We start from the raw sequence: 22,107 nt of genomic DNA, 5'->3' as shown, positions 1-22,107 counted from the left end.
CGGAAACGTACGGACAGATCGCGTACGGCGAGAACGGGCGCGGTGTCCGCGACGGGAGCAATGACGACGGCTTCGGCGGGACGGGTGCTCACAGCATCAGCTCCGATCGGCGGCGCGGGTTGATGCGCTCGCGCCAGGCACCCGCGAGGCCCGCGATGGCGAGTGTCGGGATGATCAGGAAGAGACCGGGGAAGAGCGTCGGCCACCAGTCGCCCGCGAGCAGGGAACTGCGGGCGGTCTGGATGAGGTTGCCGAGGCTGGCCTGGTGGCTGGGCAGGCCGAGGCCGAGGAAGGACAGCGCCGATTCGTGCCACATGGCGTGCGGCACCATCAGGACGGCGGCGAGCGCCGCCTGCGGCATCACCCCCGGCAGCAGGTGGCGGACGATGACGCGCAGCCGGGAGGCGCCGCCGGAGACGGCCGCGTCGATGTACGGGCGCGAGCGCAGGGACAGCACCTCGGAGCGCACGATGCGTGCCGTGGACAGCCAGTGTGTGAGCGCGACCGACACGATCACCGGCCACACTCCGGGGCGGAACATGGCGACGATGAAGATGCCCAGCAGCAGGTGCGGCACGGAGGAGAAGGTGTCGACCAGGCGCATGACGATCCGGTCGACCCAGCCCCCGAAGGCTGCGGCCGCCGCGCCCACGGCGGTGCCGATGACGGTGGCGACCAGGGCGGCGACGAGTCCCACCAGCAGGGACACACGCAGCCCGTAGACGCAGCGCAGCAGCAGGTCGCGGCCGACGTCGTCGGTGCCGAAGGGGTGCGCCGGGGACGGCGGCTGGAGCTTCAGGGCCAGGTCGACGGCCTGTTCGTCGAGGTTCACCAGGGGCGGTACGACCAGGACGGCGAGCACCACCAGGGTGACGATCACCGCGGAGGTGCGCATGCGCAGGGTGCGGGTGGATCGGCGGGTGCGCCCGTGGGTGCGCCAGCGCACCTGCTCCGGCGAAGGCCGTGCAGTGGTGTCAGCCATCGAAGCCCACCCTCGGGTCGGCGATTCCGTACAGGAGATCGGAGAGGAGGTTGCCCACCAGCACGGCCGCCGTGGCGAGCACGGTCAGCGCGGCGAGCAACGGGAAGTCGACGGAGGTGGCGGCCTGCACGGTGGCGGCGGCGATGCCGGGCCAGCTGAAGACCGTCTCGACGAGGAGCGCCCCGGTGATGAGTTCGGGCACGCGCGAGCCGACGAGGGTGAGCGCGGGCAGCATCCCGGAGCGCAGGGCGTGCCCGAAGAGCACGGTGCGCTCGCTGGTGCCGCGTGCCCTCGCACCCCGTACGGGGTCCTCCTCCAGCGCGTCGGCGACGCCCTGGCGTACGTACAGGAAGAACCACGGCAGCTGCGTGATGCCGAGGACGCACGCGGGGAGCACCAGGTGCGAGGCGACCTGGCCGAAGGTGATGACGTCGCTGTCGGTGTCGGTGAGGCCGCCCGCGGGCAGCACGCCGAGCTTGAGCGCGAAGAACCACATGGCGAGCAGTCCCAGCCAGAAGGCGGGCGCGGCTTCCAGGGTGTACGCGGCGGAGCCTGCGCAGCGGTCGAGCCAGCCGCCCTGCTTGCGTGCGGCCAGCACGCCGAGCCCGCCGCCGAGCACGATCGCGATCAGGAACGCGGTGGCGGCCAGCAGGGTGGACCAGCCGAGGCGTTCGGTGATGACGTCGGCGACGGGCTGGCGCATGACGCCGGAGTCGCCGAGGTCGCCGGTGAGGGCGGCGGTGATCCAGTTCCACCAGCGGGTCACGAGCGGCTGGTCGACGCCGAGGTTGGCGCGCAGCTGGTCGAGGTTGGCCTGCGAGGAGGTGAGGCCTGCGGTGCCCGCGTACGCCTTGACCGGGTCGAAGGGGGACGCGTCGGCGACGGCGAAGACGCCGAAGGTGACGACGAGGAGGACGGGCACGGCGAACAGGATCCGCCGACCCGCCATCCGCGCCATCGGCCCGCCGGGGAGCCGACGGCGCACAGCGACGGCCGAGGTCACTTCTTCGGCTTCCAGTCCTCGACGTTCCACCAGGGGCCGGACGCCAGGCCGTGGTCGTGCGGCTCGATCTGGGTGGTGAGGGTGTCCCACTTGTCGTCGACGACGTAGAGGTGGTCGATGTGGGTGAGGAAGGTGTAGCCGGGGTTCTTCACCAGTTCCTGCTGGACGGTGGTGTACGCGGCCTTGCGCTCGGCGTCCTTGTTGGTGCGCCGGCCCGCCTCCAGGGCGGTGTCGACGGCCTTGTTGTCGTACCAGGCCATGTTGTTGAAGCCGTCGCCCGCGAGGGAGGACTGCAGCAGGGTGTACTGGTCGAAGTCGGGGTCGCCGGGCGAGCCGCCGCCCGCGAGGACCGCGTCGTCCTTCATGCGCGGCTCGATGACCTCCCAGGTGCCCGCCTGGGTCTTGATGGCGATGCCGGCCTTCTTGGCGTCGGAGGCGTAGGCGAGGGCGTGGTCCTGGCGGAGCTTGTCGCCGGAGAGGTACCAGAGCGGGAATTCGGCGCGCACGCCGTCCTTGACGCGGACCCCGTCGGCGCCCGGCTTCCACCCGGCGTCGTCGAGGATCTTCTTCGCCCTGTCCAGGTCGTGGGTGCGCTCGGTGCCCTGGGCGAACCAGGGGCTGTCGGTCGGGACGGGACCGTAGGCGGGCTTGCCGGCGCCGCCGAGGATCTTGTCGACCATCGCCTGCCGGTCGACGGCGACGTCGAGGGCCTGACGGACGGCGGTGTCTCCGGCGACCTTGTTGTGCGTGGGCAGGGTGACGGTTCGATAGTCGAAGGACTTCGCCGCGTACGTCTTCTTGCCCTTGTCGCCCTTGAAGGTCTTGGCGAGGTTGGGCGGCAGGATCGCCCCGTCCAGGTCGCCGGAGCGCAGGCGGGTCCAGCGGACGTCGTCGTCCTTGATGATCGCCATCGTGAACTTCTTGAGGGCGGGCGCGCCGCCCCAGTAGTCCGGGTTGGCCTTGAAGCTGAGCTTCTCGCCCTTGGACCAGCCGGTGAGCAGGTACGGGCCGGTGCCGATCGGCTTGGTGGTGAACTCGCCCGTGTTCACGTCCTGCTTGCCCGCGACGTGCTCGGGGGCGATGGGCAGGACGGTGCGCTCGGCGAACGGCGCGTACGGGTACTTCAGGGTGAAGACCACCGTGTCGCCGCCCTCGGCCTTGACGCTCTTGACGGCGTCCAGCTCGGTCTTGGCGGCGTTGTTGGTCTTCTTGTCGAGGATGGTCTCGTACGTGAAGACGACGTCCTTGGCGCCGAAGGGCTGCCCGTCGCTGAACTTCACGCCCTGGCGGAGCTTGTACGTGTAGGTGAGGCCGTCGGCGCTGACCTTCGGCAGCTCGGCGGCGAGCGCGGGCTTGAGCTTCATCCCGGCGTCGAAGGCGAGCAGCCCGTCGAAGATCTTGGAGTTGCCGTCCTTGCCGTAGCCCAGGAGCGGGCTGAGCGATTCCGGTTCGTAGGCGATGCCGACGACGGCCGAGTCCTTGGCACCGGTGCCGGTGCTCGCGGTGCCGCCGGGCTTGGAGCAGGCCGCCGCGGTGATGGCCAGGGTTCCGGCCAGCGTTGCGGCGGCCGCCGTCCGTATCCTTCGGGCCGTCATGGCGCCCCACACCCCTTTTGGAGATCAACTGTTATTGCAAACAGCGTGCAATTAAACAGCACGTAAAGGGGTGCGCGCTGCCCCACCCCCTCGCAGGGTGGGGCAGCGCCGCAGGTCAGGGGGTCGGCCGGGGTGGGAGGCCCGTCAGCCGGGGACCGGAAGCCCGACCAGGCGGCCCACCGCCTCCCGGTGGGCCCCGGAGCTGCCGACGGCAATCGAGTCCGCCTTGGCCCGCTTCAGGTAGAGATGCGCCGGATGCTCCCAGGTCATCCCGATTCCGCCGTGGAGCTGGACGCACTCCTCGGCCGCGTGCACGGCGACCCGGCCGCAGTACGCCTGCGCGAGAGCCACCGCGAGGGGGGACTCCGGGCTGCCCGCCGCGAGGGTGTCGGCGGCGTTGCGGGCGGCGGCGCGGGAGGAAACGACCTCCAGCCAGAGCTGCGCCATGCGGTGCTTGAGCGCCTGGAAGGAGCCGACGGGGCGGTTGAACTGGTGGCGTTCCTTGGTGTACCGGACGGTTTCCTCCAAGCACCATTCGGCGAGGCCGAGTTGCTCGGAGGCGAGGAGTCCGGCTCCGGCGAGGAGCCCGCGCCGGACGGCCGCGCGGGTGGTGTCGGCTCCGGCGAGCAGGGTACCCGTGGCACCGTCGAGGGTGACTTCGGCGAGCGGGCGGGTCAGGTCCAGGGGGATCTGCGGCACGACGGACACACCGGCCCCGTCGCGCTCCACCGCGTACAGGCCCCCGGCGGTCGGCACCAGCAGCACGTCGGCGGTGGCGGCGTCCGCGACCCCCGCGAGTGAGCCGTCGAGCGCGGGCCACAGGTGGACGTCGTCCGGCCCGGCGGCAAATCGGCCCACCAGCGCGGCCGTCCGCCGCCCCGACGCCAACTCCCTGAGCAGGTGCGCCACTTCGGCCCTGCCCGTGTCGCACCCCAGCAGCACTTCGGTCGCCACCACGGCGCTGGTGAGGTACGGCGCGGGAGCGACCGCCCGCCCCAACTCCTCCAGTACGACGGCGACTTCCCGGTGCGAGGCCCCCTGCCCGCCCAGCTCCTCCGGGACGAGCAGCCCGGCGACGCCCATGTCGGCGGCGAGGGCCTTCCACAGGTCGGTGTCGTACAGGTCTCCCTCCTCGGCACGGACGGCGACGCGGGACGGGTCGCCCAGGTCGGCGAGCAGGGCGCGCACGGCGGCGCGCAGGTCGTCCTCGGTCTCGGAGTAGAGCAGGTCGGGCGTGCGCGGCTCGGACAGCGGGTTCATCGGGCCAGGTCCTTCCAGGCGACGTCCTTGTCGGTGCGCGGCTCGGCGGGCAGCCCGAGGACGCGTTCGGCGACGATGTTCAGCAGCACTTCGGAGGTGCCGCCCTCGATGGAGTTGCCCTTGGACCGCAGGTAGCGGTATCCGGCGTCGCGGCCGGTGAAGTCGACGAGTTCGGGGCGGCGCATGGTCCAGTCGTCGTACAACAGGCCCTCCTCGCCGCGCAGTTCGACCTCCAGGCCGCTGATCTCCTGGTTGAGGCGGGCGAAGGCGAGCTTCATGCCGGAGCCCTCGGGCCCGGGCTGCCCGGCGACGAGCTGCTGACGCAGGCGTTCGCCGGTGAGGCGGGCGACCTCGGCCTCGACGTACAGGTCCAGCAGCCGTTGGTGGAGGGCGTGGGTGCGCAGTTCGGGGCGCTCGCGCCAGGTCGTGGCGACGGGGCCGATCATGCCGCCCTCGCGGGGGATGCGGGCGCCGCCGATGGAGACGCGCTCGTTCATCAGGGTGGTCTGGGCGACCTTCCACCCCTCCCCCACCTCGCCGAGGCGCATGGTGTCCGGGATGCGTACGTCGCTCAGGAAGACCTCGTTGAACTCGGCCTCCCCGGTGATCTGCCGCAGCGGCCGCACCTCCACGCCCGGATCGGTCATGTCGCACACGAAGTACGTCATGCCCCGGTGTTTGGGCTGGTCGGGGTCGGTGCGGGTGACCAGGATCGCCCAGCGGGCGAGGTGGGCGCTGGAGGTCCACACCTTCTGCCCGTTGACCACCCAGGTGTCGCCGTCGCGCACCGCGCGGGTGCCGAGCGCGGCGAGGTCGGAACCGGCGCCGGGCTCGCTGAAGAGCTGGCACCACACTTCCTCACCGACCCACAGGGGGCGCAGCAGGCGCTGCTTCTGCTCCTCGGTGCCGTACCGCAGGATCGTGGGCGCGGCCATGCCGAGGCCGATGCCGATGCGGCGCGGGTCGTTGTCGGGCGCTCCGGCGGCTGCCAGCCCGGCGTCCACGACGGCCTGGAGGTCGCGGGGCGCGCCGAGTCCGCCGAGGCCGACGGGGTAGTGCACCCAGGCCAGTCCGGCGTCGAAGCGCGCCTTGAGGAAGTCGGTGCGCTCGGTGGTGGCGGGCGGGTGGGCCGCGAGCAATTCCTGGGTACGGGTGAGGAGTTCGGCGGCATCGGTCATCGCGACGCTCCTTCCGGTACGACGGTCACGCGGCCGGTGCTGCGGCCGTCGGCGACGCGCTGCACGGCGTCGGCGGCGTCCTTGAGCGGAACGCGCTCGCTGATCAGCGGCTTGATGACCCCGTCGGCCGCGAGCCGGGTCAGCTCGGCATGGCAGGCGACGATGGAGGCGGGGTCCTTGGCGTTGTAGAGGCCCCAGTGCAGTCCGAGGATGCTGTAGTTCTTCACCAGCGCGTGGTTGAGGGCGGGCGCCGGGATGGTCCCGCTCGCGAAGCCGACCACGACGATCCGGCCCTCGAAGGCGATGCACTTGGTGGACTGGGTGAACGCCTCGCCGCCCACCGGGTCGTAGACGACGTCCGCGCCGCGCCCGCCGGTGGCTTCCTTCACCGCGCCGATGACGTTCTCGCTGCGCCGGTCGATGACGAGGTCGCAGCCCAACTCCCTTGCCACCTCGGCCTTTTCGGGTCCGCCGACGACGCCGATCACCTTCGCGCCGGCCGCCTTGCCGAGCTGGACGGCGGCGCTGCCGACGCCTCCGGCCGCCGCGTGCACCAGCAGGGTCTCCCCCGCCCGGAGGTGCGCGCGCCGGTGCAGGCCGAACCACCCCGTCTGGTAGCCGATGTGCAGGGCGGCGGCCTCCGCGTCGTCCAGCGACGCGGGGGCGTCCAGCAGCGCCGCCTCGTCCGCGACGGCGTACTCGGCGAAACCGCCGTACGGCAACGCCGGGTTGGCGATGACGCGTCGCCCGCCCTCGGTCTCGCCGCAGATCTCGACACCGGGGGTGAACGGCAGCGGCGGCCGCACCTGGTACTCGCCCCGGCACAGCAGCGCGTCGGGGAAGTTGATGTTCGCGGCGCGCACCTTGAGCAGCAGCTGCCCGTCGCCGGGCACCGGCCGGTCGACCTCTTCCAGGCGCATCACCGCCCCCGGCTCGCCGTTCTCGTGCACTCGCCATGCCTGCATCAGGGGGCCTCCACGCGCTGTCGTCGCCGGTACCGTGCACGCGCATACTAAGCGGTCGCTTGTACGGTGCGGAAGGGTTCGCCCGTACGAAGAGGGCCGCCGGCCCCGGACACGTACGAGGAGGGCCGCGGACAGCGGACACGTACGACGAGAGCCGCCCGGCCCCGGACACGACGACGCGCGGCAGCCCCGTCCTGAATCGGGGCTGCCGCGCGGGCATGGGTGGCCTGAGTGCTCAGGCAGTGCCGAACTTCTCCTGGAGGGCGGCCAGGCCGGTGCCGTACGTGCCGTCGCCGAAGATCGCCTCGACCTGCGGGACGACCTCGTCGGCCCCCGCGTAGTCGGCGCTCCAGACGATCTCGGCGCCGTCGGCGTGCGGACGTACCGCGAAGGTGGCGACGTAGGCGGTGATCGGCAGCATCGGGTCGATCACCGTGTAGGTGTACGCCGTCGCCTCCTTGGCGAGCAGGCGCTCGCGGGCGACGACCTTGCCGTCGATCGCGAACACCCGCACCGCGCCGGGCGTCTCGGGGTCGGCGTCGTCCTCGATGGTGGACGGCGGTACGTGCGGGTGCCAGTCGCCGAGGGTGCCGAAGCCGCCGACGAGGTCCCAGACCTCGTCGGGGGACGCGGTGACGGTGGCGGTGCGGCGCAGTTGGCGCGTGGTCATGCGGAAACTCCCTGCTCGGTCGGGTCTGCTGCTCGTCACCAGGTGCGGTCGCCGCGCAGGACGACGTCGGCGCCGCCGTCGATGAAGACGACCTGGCCGGTGATGTGGGTGTTGTCGGCGGAGGTGAGCCACTCCAGGAGCGGGGCGACCTGCTCGGGGGTGGCGTGGCCGTTCAGCGGCATCGGGACGGTGCTGTCGACGACGGCGAGCATCTCCGGGTTGCCGATCATCGGCTGGGTCATCGGCGTCACGATGGTGCCCGGGGCGATGGCGTTGAGGGTGATGCCCGCTGCGGCCCAGTCCTCGGTGGCGGCGGTGCGGCGTACCCAGCGGGCCACGGACTGCTTGGAGGAGCCGTAGATGACATGGCCCTCGCCGCGGTCGACGGCTGCCTGGGCGGCCTCGACGGCCGCGTCCTCGTCGCCGGAGAGCGCGGCCTCCACGAGCGCCTCGTCGGCGGGGTGGATGGAGGCGACGGAGGAGATGACGACGGCGCGCGGCGCGTCGGACGCGGCGAGCAGCGGGCGCAGGCCCTCCAGGGTGGCGACGGCGCCGAAGTGGTTGACCTTGATGGTCAGCGGGTCGAAGGCGGCTATGCCGGCGCAGGCGATGACCGCGTCGAGGCGGCCGCCGGTCAGCTCCGTGGCGCGGGCCACCAGCGCGGCGCGGCCCTCGGCCGTCGACAGGTCGGCCTCGATGTCCGCGCCCTTGAGGTCGGCGCCGATGACGGTGTGCCCCTGGTCGCGCAGCCGGGTGGCGGCGGCCTTGCCGATGCCGGAGGAGGCGCCGGTGACGAGGTAGGTGCGGGACATGGAGGACTCCCCTGGTCTGCGGGCCGCGGATCGGCGGTACGGCGCCTGCGCGCGGCTCGACGGTGAATGATCAACGAATAACGCCACCCTATGCCCGTATGGCACAACGCGCCAAGACGCCTTGATATGACAGCTTGGGGTGCGTGACGAAGAACGGCGAACAGTACGAGGAAGCGGCCCCCGGGCGGCGGCCGTCCCTGACGGAGCGGCGCAAGGAGGCGACCCGGCAGGAGATCGCGGACGCGGCGGTGGCCCTGTTCTCGACGCGCGGCTACGCGGCGACGACGGTGGAGGACATCGCCCGCGACGCGGGCATCTCGCTGCGCACCTTCTATAGGTACTGCCAGGCCAAGGAGGACGCGCTGACCCCGGTGATGGCGGCAGGGGTGGGCGAACTGGCACGGCACCTGGCCCGGCGTCCGGCGGACGAGCCGGTGGCCGAGGCGGTACAGGCGGCGTTCGTGTCGTCGACGGCGGAGCCCCGGCGCGCCGGGGTGGCGCAGATGCGGCGGCTGATCCGGGTGATGAGCGAGGTGCCGGCGGTGCGGACCCGGTGGCGGGCGGCGGCGCACGACCTGCGGGGGCAGTTGCTGCCGGTGCTGGCGGCCCGCACGGGCGAGGACGTGGACTCGCTGGAGAACGTGCTGCTGGCGTCCGTGCTGATCGAGACGGTGACGGTCGCCCTGGAGCACTGGGCGGCGGCGGGCGGGGACGAGGAGTTCACCGAGGTGTCGGCGCGGGCGCTGGCCCTGCTGCGGCTGGAGGGCTGAGCCTTCCGCAGCAGGGCCGGCCGGGACCGGCTCAGCGGTGGAAGACCTCGAAGGCCACGGCGGGTATCCCGCCGAAGCGCTGGGCGTTGGCCTCCACGTTGGCGGTGAGGAAGCCGCGGCAGTATTGCTCGGGGTCCTCGTCGGTCAATGCCTCGATGTACGCGCGGTGTTCGAGCAGGGAGCGTACGGAGCGCTCCAGGCCCGGCCGGGCGTCGACCGCGTGGGTGGGCGAAATGGTGCCGGAGACGGCGACCCAGCGCACCCCGTCCCAGGGCGCCAGTCCCTGCTCGGTCAGCTCGGGGAAGATCCACCGGTTGCCCGCGTCACCGGCGGCGTCCAGGGTGGCGCGGCCGACGGCGAGGTGGTCGGGGGTGTTCCAGACGGTGGTGCCCCAGGTGTCGCGGTGGTTGAGGGTGATGACCAGTTCGGGGCGGTGCCTGCGGATGGCGGCGGCGATGTCGCGGCGCAGTGCGGGCCCGTACTCGATCACACCGTCGCGGTGGTCGAGGAACTCGACCTCGGACACCCCGACGACGGCCGCGCTCGCCCGCTGCTCCTGCTCGCGCAGCGGACCGCACTTGGCCGGTTCCAGGGTGTCGATGCCGGCCTCGCCGCGGCTGGCGAGGACGTAGGTGATCTCGCGTCCGGCGTCGGTCCAGCCGGCGACGGCGGCCGCGCACCCGTACTCCAGGTCGTCGGGGTGCGCGACGACGGCGAGGGCCCGCTGCCAGTCCTCCGGCATGGGCTGGAGCTGATCGAACGGCATTGCTGTAGTCATACGCGCAGGATAAGTCGCGGCACTGACATCAACCCCGGGCGGGCAGGGACCAGTTCGGGCCCCTGCCGCACCTCCTCGGGCTCCTGCCGCACCACACGTACGAGCGGGCCTCAGATCTCCCCGCGCGCCAGCGCCAGCAGCCGGTCCAGCACGCGCGGACCGCCCGCCCGCACCCCGTCGTGCTCGAACTCGTCGGTGACCCAGGTGCGCAGCCCCCGGATAGCGCGTGCACTCTCCAGGGAGTGCGCGGTCTCGACGTACATGTCGTCGTGGTAGACGGCGGCGGCGACCGGCACCTCGTTGGCGGCCAGGCGCGCCGGGTCGTACAGCGGGGCCCAGTCGGTGCGGGCGGCCAGGAGTTCGGCGGTCTCGCGCAGGGGGCGCAGCGCCGGGTCGACCTCGAAGTGCCAGGGGTGGATGGTCTCGCCGGTCAGCGGCAGCGGTCCGTCCCCGGCGAGTGCCGCGGCCGCGTCGAAGCGGGGGAACTCGGCGCGCACCCGTTCGGCGGCCCAGGCGGTGGGCTGCGCGCCCTGCCCGTAGATCGACTCGTGCAGGAGCGCGTAGAGGGGGTGTCCGGCGAAGGACAGGGTGGCCTGGACGTTCTCCAGGAAGGCGTCCGAGAGGGCGGGCCCGTCCGGGGTGCGGACGAAGGCGTTCTCCAGCAGGTAGTGCAGCTGGTGGCTGCCGTCCTCGACGCCGAGCCCCAGGCCCAGCGACTGGAACGCCTCGGGGGTGAGGGTGTAGCCGCCGGGGGTGACGGTCTTGTGGGCGGCCAGGTGGGCGGCGATGTCGCGGGCCCGCCGGACGTCCTGCGGGTAGCGCGCGTAGTGCGCGGCGACCTTGCGCTCGATGCGCGGGTAGGCCGCCCGGTAGACGTCTGCGGCGCTCGCGTGCAGGGAGGGCAGGCCGCCGGTGATGAGGACGGTGGCCAGGCCCTCGGGGGCGGCGGAGAGGTAGTGGGTGGCGCAGAATCCGCCGAAGCTCTGGCCGAGCACCGTCCAGGGTGCGCCGCCGGTCAGCAGGGGCCGGATGGTCTCGCAGTCGCGGACGATCGAGTCGGCCCGGAAGTGCGCCAGGTAGTCGGCCTGTGCGCGGGGGCCGCCGCGCAGCGGCAGGGTCTGCCGGTTGACGGGGCTGGAGAGGCCGGTGCCGCGCTGGTCGAGCAGCAGCACGCGGAACTCGCGCAGTGCCCGGCCGAGCCAGGCCTGCTGGCCGACGAAGCGGCGGGCGCCGAAGCCGGGGCCGCCCTCCAGGTAGACCAGCCAGGGCAGGTCGCTGCCTTCGCGCCCGGCTGCCACGACCTCGCGGGCGTACAGCTCGATCTGTTCGCCGGAGGGGTCGGCGTGGTCGAGGGGCACGGTGAAGCGGTGGTCGGTGAGGACGGTACCGGGCTGGCGATAACTGGGCACTCTTGCTCCTGCTCACTCCTGTGACGATCGTCTGCGATCAGTTCAGCACACTGTCGCGGAGCGCCCCGAGGCGCCCTGTGCATCCCACCCGGTCGGTCCCGGCCCGTGTGCGCGGGGCCCCGCGCACGCCTAGCGTGCGTACATGATCCGGTTCGAGCAGGTCAGCAAGGTGTACCCGGACGGCACCACCGCCGTCGACGGACTGGACTTCGAGGTCGCCGAGGGGGAACTGGTCACCCTGGTGGGCCCGTCCGGCTGCGGCAAGACGACCACCATGATGATGGTCAACCGGCTCATCGAACCGACCTCGGGCCGCATCCTGATGAACGGCGAGGACATCGCGTCCGTCGACCCGGTCAAACTGCGCCGCCGGATCGGGTACGTCATCCAGCAGGTCGGCCTCTTCCCGCACCGCACGATCCTCGACAACACCGCCACCGTGCCCTTCCTGACCGGCTGGAAGAAGGAGAAGGCGCGGGCCCGGGCCGCCGAACTGCTGGACCTGGTCGGCCTCGATCCTTCCGTGTACGGGTCCCGCTACCCGGAACAGCTCTCCGGCGGCCAGCGCCAGCGCGTCGGCGTCGCCCGCGCCCTCGCCGCCGACCCTCCCGTACTCCTGATGGACGAGCCCTTCGGCGCGGTCGACCCGGTGGTCCGCGAGCGCCTCCAGGACGAGTTCCTGAGCCTCCAGGCGACGGTGCGCAAGACGGTGCTGCTGGTGACGCACGACATCGAGGAAGCGGTCCGGATGGGCGACCGGATCGCCGTGTACGGGCAGGGGCACATCGAGCAGTTCGACACCCCGGCGGCGGTGCTGGGCGCCCCGGCCACCCCCTATGTGGCGCAGTTCGTGGGCGCCGACCGGGGTCTGAAGCGGCTGTCGGTGACCGCCATCCAGCCCGACGACCTCCAGGAGCCGCCGCGCGCCCGCCTGGACGAGCCGGTGGGCTCGGCCGCCGCCCGGCTGCGCGCGGAGGGCGCCCGCTGGGCCGTGGTGCTCAACGAGCGCGGCGAGCTGCACGGCTGGGTGTCCACCGACGACCTGGCCCGGGTGGGTTCGGACGACCTGGTGGTGGGGAACCTGGCACGCCGGATGAACGCCTGGGTGCCGATGGGCGCACCGCTGAAGCACGCGTTCAGCGAGATGCTCCAGTGGGACGCCGGGTGGGTGGCGGTCCTGGACGGGGCGCGTCTGGTGGGCGTGCTCACCCCGGTGAAACTGCACGAGGCGCTGCGGCGGTCGGTGGACGCCGACCTGCTGGGCGTCGAACCCCACGAGGTGGCCTTCGACTCGGTCGCGGACGCCTAGCCGCACGAGGTGGCGGACGCGTAGCAGCACGAGGCCGCGGACGCCTAGCCGCACGAGGTGACCGAAGGGCGCAACGGCGCGCCGGGGGCTCGTTCGCGCAGGTGTGCACGCCGTCCGTCGCAGCGGTGAGAAGCACCGGGTCCGGTGTGAACCGTGCGACGCCCGGATAGGGCTGGGACGACCTTTGTCTCCTCACCACACCTTGCCGGGCGGACTCGACCTCATGACCAATATGCATCGCGGAATCCGCGTCTCTCCTGTGCTGCGCGGGAACTGGCGCAAGGCACTGTCGCACCGGGCCGGCCTCCTCGTCGACGCCCCCGTGTTCTCGGCGCTCGTGATGACCGCGATCCTCGCCAACGCCGTGCTGCTGGGCGTCGAGACGTACTCGGGTCTCGCGGCCCGCTGGCACGACCCCCTCTCGGTGCTGGAGGGCTGTTTCCTGGCGGTGTTCACCGTGGAGGTGCTGCTGCGGGCCGCCGCGCACGCGGACCGGCCGGGTGACTTCTTCCGCAATCCGTGGAACGTCTTCGACGCCGCCGTGGTCCTGTTCGCCTTCCTCCCGATCACCGGCGACAACACCACACTGCTGCGTCTGCTGCGACTCTTCCGGGTGCTGCGCACGGCACGCTTCCTGCCGCAACTGCGCGTGATCGTGACCGCGTTGGGCAAGTGCCTGCCCGGCACGGTCAGCTTCCTGATGGTGGGCACGCTGCTGCTGTACGTGTACGCGATGGTGGGCTGGCTGTGCTTCGCCTCCTCCGACCCCGGGCACTACGGATCGCTGGGCCGGGCCGTGGTGACCCTGTTCATCCTGATGTCGCTGGACGGTCTGGGCGACGCGGTGCACGCCGGGCTGCTCATCTCCCCCTGGTCGCTGGCCTATTACGGCTCGTACGTGCTCCTCAGCTCGTTCCTACTGGTCAATCTGCTGATCGGCGTGGTCATCAACTCCCTGGAACAGGCGCGGGACTCCGACCTCGCCGAACGCAAGACCGACGGTCGTCCGGAGCCGGAGAAGAAGCCGGAGCAGGACGGCGACCCGCTGGACGCGTTCGGGGTGCGCGACCGCATCCTGGCCGCCCGGCTCGCCCTCGACGACGCCGAACGGCTCATTCAGATCAGCCGCTTGGACTCCAGGTAGGCCCTGGCCACGTCCTGCGGCAGCCGCCGCCAGCTGTCCACCTGCTGGTTGAGCGAGGCCAGGTCCTCGGTCGTCAGTACGGTGTTGAGCTTGCCGAGCGCCTTGGTGACGCCCTCGGAGCCCGCCCGGGCCCTGTTCACCACCGGCACGATGTAGTCGGCGTTCTGGAGGCGTTTGTCGTCCTCCAGCAGGACCAGGCCGAACGCGTCGAGGGTGGCGTCGGTGGTCGTGGTGAGCACCATCTGGTCCTGCCCGCTCTGCACCGCCTGCTTGGCGGGGGTGGTCCCGACACCCTTGGGGTCGACGGCCGTGATGTTGATGCCGTACGTCTTCTTCAGCCCGGGCTCGCAGTACGGGCGCTGCACGCACTCGTCGCCCGCCGCCAGCCGCACGGGGAGCCCTGACTTCCCGAGGTCGGAGAGCGTCTTGAGGTTGTGCTGCTTCGCGTACGTGGCGGAGACCGCGAAGGCGTTCTGGTCGACGGCCCGGCCCGGATCCAGCACGGTCAACCCGCGCGGGACGGCCAGCCTGCGCAGGGCCTGCATGGTGGCGTCCAGGTCGGGCGAGCCGACGGGGGGCGCGTCGGCTCCGTTCTTCTTGGCGTTGAGCCAGTCCGCGAAGGTGGCCGCGTACTCCGGGACGACGTCGATCTGGCCGCTCTCCAGGGCGGGCTCGTACAGCTCCCGGTTGGTGACGGAGAGCAGGGAGGTGCGGTATCCGGCCCGGTCCAGGAGCAGGGCGTACATCTGCGCCAGGACGTCGCTCTCGGTGAATCCGGCCGAGCCGATGGTCAGGTCGCGGCTGTCGCCGGGGGCGGCGGTGATCTCGCCCTGGTTCTCCAGCGAGGGCCCGGTCGCACAGCCGGTGGCCGTCGTCGCGAGCAGTAGCAGTGCTGCCCCGTACCGTCGTCGTCTCATCCGGCTCGCCCCCTTGCCCAGTCCGGCGCAAGGCGCTGCGCCACTTCGAAGAGCCCTTCCACCAGCAGGGCGAAGACGGCCACCAGGACGGCTCCTGCCACCACTTGTGGTGTGCTGGCGAGGTTGAATCCGGCGGTGATGATGCGGCCCAGTCCGCCGCCTCCGGCGAGGGCTGCGAGGGTCGCCGTCGCCACGAGCTGTACGGCGGCGATCCGTACACCGGTGAGGATGAGCGGCAGCGCGAGCGGAAGTTCCACGTGAAACATCAGCTGCCGGCCGGTCATGCCCATCCCCTTCGCGGCCCGCACGGTGTCCCGGTCGACGCCGCGCATCCCGACGTAGGCGTTGGTGAGCAGTGGCGGCACGGCGAACAGCACCAGCGCGATGATGGTCGGCCACTCCCCCTTGGTGCCCAGCGGGGTGAGCAGGAGCAGGACCAGCACGGCGAAGGTGGGGACGGCCCGGCCGACGTTGGAGATGTTGACGGCGAGCGCCCCGCCCTTGCCGAGGTGTCCGAGCACCAGGGCGATCGGGAGGGCGATCAGACAGCTGAGCAGCAGGCAGACGACGGTGAGGAAGAGGTGTTCGCCGAGGCGGCTCCAGATGCCGCCGTCGCCGTTCCAGTGCGCGGCGCTGGTGAGCCAGTCCCAGGCGGCGGTGAGGGTGTTCATACGCGCGTCCAGGGGGTGAGCAGGCGCTGCGCGCCCAGCAGGAGGAGGTCGGCGGCGATGGCGATGACCACGCAGAGCACGGAGGCGGTGAGCACCTGTGCCTTGAAGTAGGTGTTCATCCCGGCGTAGATGAGGTTGCCGAGGCCGCCGTGGCCGACGATCGCGCCGACGGTGACCAGGGAGACGGCGGAGACGGTGGCGATGCGCAGGCCGGCCATGGCGGCGGGCAGCGCGAGCGGCAGCTCGACGGCGAGCAGCAGCCGGACCGGCCCGTACCCCATGCCGCGTGCGGCCCGCCGGGTCTCCTCGGGCACCGAGCGCAGCCCGGCGAGGAGATTGCGCACCAGCAGGGTGAGCGAGTACAGCACGAGCCCGGCGATCACCAGGGAGGCGGACAGCCCGTACACCGGCAGCAGCAGCGAGAACATCGCCAGCGAGGGGATGGTGTAGAGCACGGTCGTCAGCCCGAGGACGGGCGCCGCGGCCCACCGCCAGCGGCGGGCGGCGATCGCCAGGGGAAGCGCGATGAGCAGTCCGAGCAGCACGGAGACGACGGTGAGCTGGAGGTGCTGGAGCACCGCGTCCACGAGGATTTCGCGGCGGCTGGAGAGGTAGGCGCCGCAGATCCAGTCGTTGCGGGCGAGGCAGTCGTCCGGGGGCGCCGTCATTGGTCCATTGCAGCCCGGGGGCGCAGGGACCGCGCGCCCTGGTGGACCGTACGGGTGCCCCGCACACCCTGGTGGAATGTTCAACCACCTGTGTGTGTTGGAGGGGGTGAACGGCACAGACCCGGTGATCCGGCCCCGAGGGGACGGAGTCGCCCGAAGGAAGAAAGGCCCCACGTGAACGTGCAGGTGAACCTCAACGACGCGTACTACCAGCAGGGCACCGAGGCCGAGCGCTGGGACCGTGCGCAGCTGTTCTTCGACGCGAAGGAGTACGACAAGGCGGCGCGCGTGCTGCGTCCGCTGGTCGACGAGGCGCCGGAGCTGACCTCGCCGCGGCTGCTGCTGGCCCGCGCGTACTACCACTCCGCCCAGCTGACCAAGGCCGAGACGGAGCTGCGCACGGTGCTGGACGGCTGCCCGGTGGAGCACTACGCGCAGCTCATGCTGGGCCGCACGCTGGAGCGCCAGGGCCGGCACGAGGAGGCCGCGCCGTACCTGCGCACGGCGGCCGCCCTGTCGGGCGACTTCGACGCGCTGGAGAAGGCCTGACCCCGGAAGGCCCGATCTGGCAGGCCTGACCCGGGTGCTGCGCGCCGCTCGCTAGTTCTTGACGGCGCGCAGCACCACGAACTTCGGGTCGCTCGCCACGACCTCGCAGTTCCCGAAGAGACGGCGCAGCCGCACGTGGTAGCCCAGGTGCCGGTTGCCGACCACCCAGAGTTCCCCGCCGGGGCGCAGCACGTCGCGTGCCCCGGCGAACATGCGTCGGGCCGTGGCGTCGGTGGTGGCCTGGTGGGAGTGGAACGGCGGGTTGTTCAGTACGAGGTCGACGGAGGCGTCCGGAATTCCGGCCGTCCCGTCGCCGACGGCGAACTCGGCCTTGCCGCCCTCGGGCACGTTGGCCCGGTAGGTCGCCTCCGCCGAGGCCACCGCCTGGTACGACTCGTCGACGAAGACGACCTCCGCCCCGGGGCGGGCCAGTGCGGCGGCCGTGCCGACGACGCCGTTGCCGCAGCCGAGATCCAGGATGCGGGCAGGTGCCGTGCCCTCGGGCAGGTGCTGGAGGAAGAACCGGGTGCCGATGTCGAGGCGTTCGGCGCAGAAGATGCCGGCGTGGTTGGTGACGGTGATCCCGGAGCCCGCTCCCGCGTCGCCGTCCAGGGTGTACGTCAGCGGCCACGGGTCCGTGGTGCGTTCGGGTGTGGCCTTGGGGGTGCAGAAGATCAGGCGGGCCTTCTTCTCCGCGAGGGAGGTGCGGGTCGGGCCGATGATCCGCTCGAAGAGGCGCAGCGTGGAGGTGTGGATCTCCTTGACCATGCCGGTGCCGACGACGACGGTGCCCTCGTGGATGCCGGGGGCGAGCCGGTGCAGCTGGTCCTCCAGGAGCGCCAGGCTCTTGGGCACCCGGACGAGGAGGACGTCGATGCGCTCGGGCGGGGTGTCCCGGGTGGAGAGCAGGCGCAGGGCGTCGGGGTCCGCGCCGTTGCGTGCGAGGTTCGCGCGGGTCGCCTCGTGCCCCAGGTACGAATCGGTGATCTGTACGGGGTGGTGCGCGGCCAGTGCGGTGACGAGCGCGCCCCAGCGGTCGCCCAGTACGACGACGTCGCCGCTGCCGCTCAGGTCCGTCGGCGGTACGTCGTCGGAGCCCGCCAGGTGCCGCAGCAGGTATTCGTCGGCGGCGTCCCACGCGCGCAGCGTGTCGCGGGGGTCCTCGGGGAAGCGGGCGAGTGCGGACACGCCCCAGGGCGTCGTCAAACGGTTCATTGTGGGTTCAGGCTAACCCGCTGCGCCGGACGCGGGGTCGCCTCCCCCCGTCCGGCGGCGTCCTCCTTCGCAGCAGGTCAGCCCGTGGGCACGGGTGCCTTCACCGTGTCGTGCCCGGGCCGGGCGGGGGCGGCGGGCCGCAGGAACACCAGCACCGCGAGTCCGGCCAGCACTCCCGCCGCCCCGGCGACCAGTGCCGCGCCGTCGAGTCCCGAGGCGAAGGCCGCGTGGAGTGCCTCGTCGGGGACCTGCCCGCGCAGGGCTGCGGCCCCGCCTCCGGCGAGGGCGTGCGCGGCCTCCTGTGCGTTGCCGGTGACCCCGTGCAGGGAGTCCGTCATGCGGGAGGTGAGCACGGTGCCGAAGACGGCGACCCCGAGTGCGTACCCGAGCTGGCGGAAGGTGTTGACCGCGCCGCCCGCCATTCCGGCGTTGTGCGGCGGCACGGACGCCAGCGCGGCTCCCGCCAGCGCCGGTGACACCAGGCCGACACCGATGCCGGTGAGCACGAACCCCGGCACCAGCACACCCCACCCGGTGCTCTCGTCCAGCACCCCTTGCGCCAGAGTGCCGCCGCCGATCAGCACCAGTCCGACGCCGATCACCAGGCGCGGCGACACCCCGTGCAGCAGCCGTCCGCCGACCGCCGCCACCACGAACGACGCCACCGCGAGCGGCAGCACCACCAGCCCGCCGCGCACCGGGCTCAGCCCCATCAGGGTCTGCAGCCAGATCGAGGTGTACGGCAGCACCCCGAAGGCCGCGGCGTTGAACGCCAGGGCCGCCAGCATCACCACGGCGAACGAGGGCCTGCGCAGCAGCCGCAGGTCGAGCAGCGGGTGCGCGGCACGCCGCTCGACGACCACGAAGGCGGCCAGCGCGAGCGCCGCGACGGCGAGCGTCACCAGGGTCGGCGCGGACACCCATCCCTCGGCGTCGGCCCGTACGACGGCGAAGGTGAGCGCTCCCGCGAACGCGGCGAAGGCGACCGTGCCCGCCGCGTCGACGCGCCGCTCGCCCTGCCCCGTGGACTCGGGCACGCAGCGCAGCGTCATCCAGATCGCGAGCGCGCTCACCGGCAGGTTGACGAAGAAGATCCACCGCCAGTCCAGCGCCTGGGTGAGCACCCCGCCGAGCACCGGGCCTATCGCGGCCGCGGCGCCGCTGACCGCACCCCACACACCGAGGGCGACGGACCGGTCCTTGCCCTGGTAGGCGCTGCCGAGCAGGGAGAGCGTGGTCGCGAACATCGCCGCGCCGCCCACCCCCTGGAGGCCGCGCATCGCGATGAGTACGGCCGGGCTCGACGCCAGCCCGCAGGCGAGCGAGGCGAGCGCGAAGACGGCGGTCCCGGCCGCGTACACCCGCCGCCGTCCCGTCACGTCGGCGGCCGCCCCGGCGCCGAGGAGCAGCGCGGCCAGCGCCAGCGCGTAGATGTCGATGACCCACTGGAGCTCGGAGAGCGAGGCCCCGAGCGAGCCCGCCATGTCGGGCAGCGCGACGATCACGATCGTCACGTCGAGCAGCAGCATGAAGGTGCCCAGACAGACCGCGACGAGCGGCCCCCATTTGCGCATGATCACAGTTCCTTCCGGTACGACGCCGGACGTGTCGACCGGCTTCCCGTACGATCGGCCCCGACCGCCGGGATCACCTACCCAGCAGCGCGTGGGCGGTGGAAACCGACACGAGGGGGCGCTCGGGCGATGGATTCCCACGAGTTCGACGAGCTGGACCGGCAGCTGCTGCACGCCCTGGAGGTCGACGCCCGCGCCTCGTTCAGCCGGATCGCGTCCGTTCTCAGGGTCTCCGACCAGACGGTCGCCCGCCGCTTCAGGCGGCTGCGCACGGACGGCGACGTGAAGGTGGTGGCCGTCCGCGACCACGTCGTGCACGGTCAGGAGTCGTGGATGCTGCGGCTGCGCTGCACCCCCGACTCCGCCGACACCATCGCCCGCGCGCTGGCCCGCCGCCCCGACACCGCCTGGATCGCGCTCACCTCCGGCGGCACCGAGATCGGCTGCATGACCCGGGCCCGCACCCGGGGCGAGCACGAGGAGCTGCTGCTCGGCAAGCTGCCGCGCACGCCCCGCATCGTCGAGATCCAGGCGTACCAGCTGCTGCACCGCTTCTACGGCGGGCCCGACGGCTGGCTGCGCAAGAGCAACGCGCTCACCCCCGAACAGGTCCGGGCGCTGCGGCCGCGGTACGAGGCGGACGGCAGCGCCCGCATCACGCCGGACGACGAGCCCCTGGTGGCCGCCCTGGAGCAGGACGGCCGGGCCACCTTCGCGGAGCTGCAGAAGGCCACTGGGCGCTCCGAGTCGGCGCTGCGCCGCCGGCTGGACGCGCTGCTGGCGTCGGGGGCGCTCTTCGTGGACGTGCAGTTCGACTCGGAGCGGATCGGGCACGCCAGTGCCGCGATGCTGTGGATCACGGCGGCCCCGTCCGCGCTGGCCGAGGTCGGGCACGCGCTGGCCACCCATCCGGAGGTGGCCTTCGCGAGCGCCGCCGCCGGGCCGTGCAACGTCCTCGCGGTCATCCTCAACCGCGACACCGAGGCCCTGTACACCTACCTCAGCGAGCGGATCGGCCGCCTCGACGGGGTCCAGCACGTGGAGTGCACGCCCGTGCTGCGCCGGGTCAAGCAGCTGACGTACGAGGAGGGGAAGGGCGGCCGGGGACTGTCCTGACACCAAAACGGAATCCAACCCTCCGCCGCATGGCCCCAGGTCAACCGCACCTCACCGGGTGCCGCACACTAGTACGGGCCCGCCCACGCGCGCGCGGCCCGCTCCCTTGGCCCCTCGCACCCCCCAAAGGCTCATGTCCACTACCCCCACCGCGGCGCCCGTCATGGCCGTCGAGGCGCACGGCGCCGAACCCGTCCCCCGTGAACAGCGTCACGGCAACCCCCGTCAGCTGCTGTGGACCTGGGCGTCGCCGCAGGTGGGCTTCGCGACCCTCTACATCGGTGTGCTGTCGGTCGTCGCCTTCAAGCTGAGCTTCTGGCAGGCGGTCGCCGCGCTGGTGCTCGGCGCGGGCCTCGGCTCGCTGGCGCACGGGGTGCTCTCGGCGGACGGTCCGCGCTTCGGCGTACCGCAGATGGTGCTCGGGCGGCTGTCGTTCGGGTATCGCGGGAACGCGGTGCCCTCGGGCGTCAACGCGGCGGTCGCCGGCATCGGCTGGTTCGCCGTCAACAGTGTCGGCGGCGCGTTCGCGCTGAACTCGCTGACCGGGCTGCCGCCGCTGCCGAGCCTGCTGATCCTGGTGGTCCTGGAGATCGTCATCGGCTACGTCGGCCACGACCTGGTGCACCGTTTCGAGCGGTACGCCTTCCCGGTGCTGGCGGTCATCTTCCTGCTGGCCGGAATCTGGATCTTCAAGGGCGCGAACCTGGGCTCCTCGTCCGGGCACGACGGCGGCCTCGGCGGCTTCCTGCTGGCCTTCAGCGCCTGCTTCGGCTTCACGGCGGGCTGGAACCCGTGCGCCTCCGACTACTCGCGCTACCTGCCCGCCGACACCCCGGTGCGCCGCACCCGGCTGTACTCCGGACTCGGTCTCTTCGTGTCGATCGCGGTGGTCTCCGTGATCGGCGCCGCCTCCGGCACCGTCCTCGCCCCGGCCGGGGCCACCCCGACGGGCGCGTTCACCGCACAGCTCCCGGGCTGGCTCGCGAACCTCACCCTGGTGGCGATCATCCTGGGCGCGATGGCCGCGAGCACCCTGAACGTCTACTCGTCCGCCGTCTCGATCTCGTCGCTGTCGCTGCGCCTGCCGCGCTGGATGGGGCGCGCCACGCTGGTCGCCCTCGTCGGTGCGGTCGGCACCGTCGCGGGCTGGCTGTCGCTGGCCGACGCGGGCGCCGCCTTCGAGCACTTCCTGCTGGTCATCGCGTACTGGATCGCCCCGTGGCTGGGCGTGGTGCTGGCCGAGCAGTGGCTGCGCGGCAGCACTCCGGACAGCGAGCTGATGCGCCGGATGCAGGACACCTCGTACCGCGAGCGGGCCGGGCTGATCGCCCTGCTGGTGGGCTTCGCGGTGTCGGTGCCGCTGTTCTCGAACCAGACGGTGTACGTCGGCTGGGTGCCCGCCACGTGGCCCGCCGTCGGCGACCTGACCTGCCTGGTGGGCTTCGTGGTGGGAGCGGTGCTGTACGCGGCACTGCGCCGCCGTGAAGTCCCCCAGCCGTAACCACCCCGTACAGAGCGCTAG

The 22,107-nt window shown here is 72.2% G+C and carries 21 protein-coding genes; 6 read left to right on the top strand and 15 right to left on the bottom strand.

The window, feature by feature from the left end:
* Positions 1–88: 88 nt before the first annotated feature.
* The 8 genes from IE269_RS28465 to IE269_RS28430 all read right to left on the bottom strand — a co-directional run bounded on the left by IE269_RS28465 (position 89) and on the right by IE269_RS28430 (position 8,465).
* Positions 89–982 carry an ABC transporter permease gene (locus IE269_RS28465; RefSeq protein WP_189826041.1) on the bottom strand — a complete coding sequence of 298 codons (894 nt, stop codon included), beginning with the start codon at positions 980–982 and terminating at the stop codon, positions 89–91.
* The gene (locus IE269_RS28460; RefSeq protein WP_189826174.1) at positions 975–1,940 is read right to left on the bottom strand and encodes an ABC transporter permease; all 966 of its coding nucleotides are present in this window, start codon (positions 1,938–1,940) and stop codon (positions 975–977) included. The genes IE269_RS28465 and IE269_RS28460 overlap by 8 nt, the downstream gene beginning before the upstream one ends.
* Before the next feature lie 41 nt (positions 1,941–1,981).
* Positions 1,982–3,580, bottom strand: a complete 1,599-nt coding sequence (locus tag IE269_RS28455) for an ABC transporter substrate-binding protein (protein WP_189826040.1) — start codon at positions 3,578–3,580, stop codon at positions 1,982–1,984.
* A 144-nt stretch (positions 3,581–3,724) separates the two neighbouring features.
* Positions 3,725–4,840, bottom strand: a complete 1,116-nt coding sequence (locus IE269_RS28450; protein WP_189826039.1) for an acyl-CoA dehydrogenase family protein — start codon at positions 4,838–4,840, stop codon at positions 3,725–3,727.
* Positions 4,837–6,018 carry an acyl-CoA dehydrogenase family protein gene (locus tag IE269_RS28445; protein ID WP_189826038.1) on the bottom strand — a complete coding sequence of 394 codons (1,182 nt, stop codon included), beginning with the start codon at positions 6,016–6,018 and terminating at the stop codon, positions 4,837–4,839. Before IE269_RS28445 ends, IE269_RS28450 begins: the two co-directional genes overlap by 4 nt.
* Positions 6,015–6,983, bottom strand: a complete 969-nt coding sequence (locus IE269_RS28440; protein WP_189826037.1) for an NADPH:quinone oxidoreductase family protein — start codon at positions 6,981–6,983, stop codon at positions 6,015–6,017. Before IE269_RS28440 ends, IE269_RS28445 begins: the two co-directional genes overlap by 4 nt.
* Positions 6,984–7,218: 235 nt before the next feature.
* The gene (locus tag IE269_RS28435) at positions 7,219–7,653 is read right to left on the bottom strand and encodes an SRPBCC family protein (protein ID WP_189826036.1); all 435 of its coding nucleotides are present in this window, start codon (positions 7,651–7,653) and stop codon (positions 7,219–7,221) included.
* A 35-nt stretch (positions 7,654–7,688) separates the two neighbouring features.
* Positions 7,689–8,465 carry an SDR family oxidoreductase gene (locus IE269_RS28430; RefSeq protein WP_189826035.1) on the bottom strand — a complete coding sequence of 259 codons (777 nt, stop codon included), beginning with the start codon at positions 8,463–8,465 and terminating at the stop codon, positions 7,689–7,691.
* A 143-nt stretch (positions 8,466–8,608) separates the two neighbouring features.
* Between IE269_RS28430 and IE269_RS28425 the strand changes: the two genes are divergently transcribed.
* The gene (locus tag IE269_RS28425; RefSeq protein ID WP_189826034.1) at positions 8,609–9,235 is read left to right on the top strand and encodes a TetR/AcrR family transcriptional regulator; all 627 of its coding nucleotides are present in this window, start codon (positions 8,609–8,611) and stop codon (positions 9,233–9,235) included.
* A 31-nt stretch (positions 9,236–9,266) separates the two neighbouring features.
* Here IE269_RS28425 and IE269_RS28420 read toward each other — a convergent pair whose 3' ends face one another.
* Both IE269_RS28420 and IE269_RS28415 read right to left on the bottom strand, forming a co-directional pair.
* On the bottom strand, positions 9,267–10,013 hold the full coding sequence (locus IE269_RS28420; RefSeq protein ID WP_229898318.1) for a PIG-L deacetylase family protein: 747 nt from the start codon (positions 10,011–10,013) through the stop codon (positions 9,267–9,269).
* Between the two features lie 110 nt (positions 10,014–10,123).
* Positions 10,124–11,422 (bottom strand): alpha/beta fold hydrolase, encoded by a 1,299-nt coding sequence (locus IE269_RS28415; protein WP_189826033.1) that lies wholly within the window; start codon positions 11,420–11,422, stop codon positions 10,124–10,126.
* Positions 11,423–11,564: 142 nt separating this feature from the next.
* Here IE269_RS28415 and IE269_RS28410 point away from each other — a divergent pair, with 142 nt between their 5' ends.
* Positions 11,565–12,731 (top strand): betaine/proline/choline family ABC transporter ATP-binding protein, encoded by a 1,167-nt coding sequence (locus tag IE269_RS28410; protein WP_189826032.1) that lies wholly within the window; start codon positions 11,565–11,567, stop codon positions 12,729–12,731.
* Positions 12,732–12,954: 223 nt separating this feature from the next.
* The gene (locus IE269_RS28405) at positions 12,955–13,875 is read left to right on the top strand and encodes an ion transporter (protein ID WP_438817642.1); all 921 of its coding nucleotides are present in this window, start codon (positions 12,955–12,957) and stop codon (positions 13,873–13,875) included.
* On the opposite strand, the gene IE269_RS28400 is transcribed toward IE269_RS28405, so the two are convergent.
* The 3 genes from IE269_RS28400 to IE269_RS28390 are packed head-to-tail and all read right to left on the bottom strand — an operon-like array spanning position 13,848 to position 16,131.
* A complete protein-coding gene (locus IE269_RS28400) occupies positions 13,848–14,792 on the bottom strand; it encodes an ABC transporter substrate-binding protein (protein WP_189826031.1) in 945 nt (314 codons plus the stop codon). The two genes, IE269_RS28405 and IE269_RS28400, sit on opposite strands and share 28 nt — an antisense overlap.
* Positions 14,789–15,463 carry an ABC transporter permease gene (locus tag IE269_RS28395; protein WP_189826030.1) on the bottom strand — a complete coding sequence of 225 codons (675 nt, stop codon included), beginning with the start codon at positions 15,461–15,463 and terminating at the stop codon, positions 14,789–14,791. Before IE269_RS28395 ends, IE269_RS28400 begins: the two co-directional genes overlap by 4 nt.
* Complete coding sequence (locus tag IE269_RS28390) at positions 15,460–16,131, bottom strand: ABC transporter permease (protein ID WP_189826029.1); 672 nt, start codon at positions 16,129–16,131, stop codon at positions 15,460–15,462. Before IE269_RS28390 ends, IE269_RS28395 begins: the two co-directional genes overlap by 4 nt.
* A gap of 174 nt (positions 16,132–16,305) precedes the next feature.
* Here IE269_RS28390 and IE269_RS28385 point away from each other — a divergent pair, with 174 nt between their 5' ends.
* Entirely contained in the window at positions 16,306–16,680 is a 375-nt protein-coding gene (locus IE269_RS28385; RefSeq protein ID WP_229898317.1) for a tetratricopeptide repeat protein, read from the top strand.
* Positions 16,681–16,731: 51 nt separating this feature from the next.
* On the opposite strand, the gene IE269_RS28380 is transcribed toward IE269_RS28385, so the two are convergent.
* Both IE269_RS28380 and IE269_RS28375 read right to left on the bottom strand, forming a co-directional pair.
* Positions 16,732–17,895, bottom strand: a complete 1,164-nt coding sequence (locus IE269_RS28380; RefSeq protein WP_189826028.1) for a methyltransferase — start codon at positions 17,893–17,895, stop codon at positions 16,732–16,734.
* A 77-nt stretch (positions 17,896–17,972) separates the two neighbouring features.
* Positions 17,973–19,469, bottom strand: coding sequence for an MFS transporter (locus IE269_RS28375; protein ID WP_189826027.1), 1,497 nt, complete (start codon positions 19,467–19,469; stop codon positions 17,973–17,975).
* A 129-nt stretch (positions 19,470–19,598) separates the two neighbouring features.
* On the opposite strand from IE269_RS28375, the gene IE269_RS28370 reads away from it, so the two are divergent.
* Positions 19,599–20,585 carry an Lrp/AsnC family transcriptional regulator gene (locus IE269_RS28370; RefSeq protein ID WP_189826026.1) on the top strand — a complete coding sequence of 329 codons (987 nt, stop codon included), beginning with the start codon at positions 19,599–19,601 and terminating at the stop codon, positions 20,583–20,585.
* 133 nt (positions 20,586–20,718) lie between these two features.
* Positions 20,719–22,086 (top strand): purine-cytosine permease family protein, encoded by a 1,368-nt coding sequence (locus tag IE269_RS28365; protein ID WP_189826025.1) that lies wholly within the window; start codon positions 20,719–20,721, stop codon positions 22,084–22,086.
* Positions 22,087–22,107 lie beyond the last annotated feature (21 nt).

This window comes from Streptomyces spiroverticillatus (genome assembly GCA_014650415.1).
Lineage (GTDB): Bacteria > Actinomycetota > Actinomycetes > Streptomycetales > Streptomycetaceae > Streptomyces > Streptomyces spiroverticillatus.
Note: the sequence above shows the minus strand (reverse complement) of the source record. Positions and strands in the feature narration are given on the sequence as shown.

Coding starts and splice junctions, on each gene's coding strand:
- IE269_RS28465 (WP_189826041.1), bottom strand. CDS start 982: ATGGCTGACACCACTGCACGGCCTTCGCCGGAGCAGGTGCGCTGGCGC.
- IE269_RS28460 (WP_189826174.1), bottom strand. CDS start 1,940: ATGGCGCGGATGGCGGGTCGGCGGATCCTGTTCGCCGTGCCCGTCCTC.
- IE269_RS28455 (WP_189826040.1), bottom strand. CDS start 3,580: ATGACGGCCCGAAGGATACGGACGGCGGCCGCCGCAACGCTGGCCGGA.
- IE269_RS28450 (WP_189826039.1), bottom strand. CDS start 4,840: ATGAACCCGCTGTCCGAGCCGCGCACGCCCGACCTGCTCTACTCCGAG.
- IE269_RS28445 (WP_189826038.1), bottom strand. CDS start 6,018: ATGACCGATGCCGCCGAACTCCTCACCCGTACCCAGGAATTGCTCGCG.
- IE269_RS28440 (WP_189826037.1), bottom strand. CDS start 6,983: ATGCAGGCATGGCGAGTGCACGAGAACGGCGAGCCGGGGGCGGTGATG.
- IE269_RS28435 (WP_189826036.1), bottom strand. CDS start 7,653: ATGACCACGCGCCAACTGCGCCGCACCGCCACCGTCACCGCGTCCCCC.
- IE269_RS28430 (WP_189826035.1), bottom strand. CDS start 8,465: ATGTCCCGCACCTACCTCGTCACCGGCGCCTCCTCCGGCATCGGCAAG.
- IE269_RS28420 (WP_229898318.1), bottom strand. CDS start 10,013: ATGACTACAGCAATGCCGTTCGATCAGCTCCAGCCCATGCCGGAGGAC.
- IE269_RS28410 (WP_189826032.1), top strand. CDS start 11,565: ATGATCCGGTTCGAGCAGGTCAGCAAGGTGTACCCGGACGGCACCACC.
- IE269_RS28405 (WP_438817642.1), top strand. CDS start 12,955: ATGACCAATATGCATCGCGGAATCCGCGTCTCTCCTGTGCTGCGCGGG.
- IE269_RS28400 (WP_189826031.1), bottom strand. CDS start 14,792: ATGAGACGACGACGGTACGGGGCAGCACTGCTACTGCTCGCGACGACG.
- IE269_RS28395 (WP_189826030.1), bottom strand. CDS start 15,463: ATGAACACCCTCACCGCCGCCTGGGACTGGCTCACCAGCGCCGCGCAC.
- IE269_RS28390 (WP_189826029.1), bottom strand. CDS start 16,131: ATGACGGCGCCCCCGGACGACTGCCTCGCCCGCAACGACTGGATCTGC.
- IE269_RS28380 (WP_189826028.1), bottom strand. CDS start 17,895: ATGAACCGTTTGACGACGCCCTGGGGCGTGTCCGCACTCGCCCGCTTC.
- IE269_RS28375 (WP_189826027.1), bottom strand. CDS start 19,469: ATGCGCAAATGGGGGCCGCTCGTCGCGGTCTGTCTGGGCACCTTCATG.
- IE269_RS28370 (WP_189826026.1), top strand. CDS start 19,599: ATGGATTCCCACGAGTTCGACGAGCTGGACCGGCAGCTGCTGCACGCC.
- IE269_RS28365 (WP_189826025.1), top strand. CDS start 20,719: ATGTCCACTACCCCCACCGCGGCGCCCGTCATGGCCGTCGAGGCGCAC.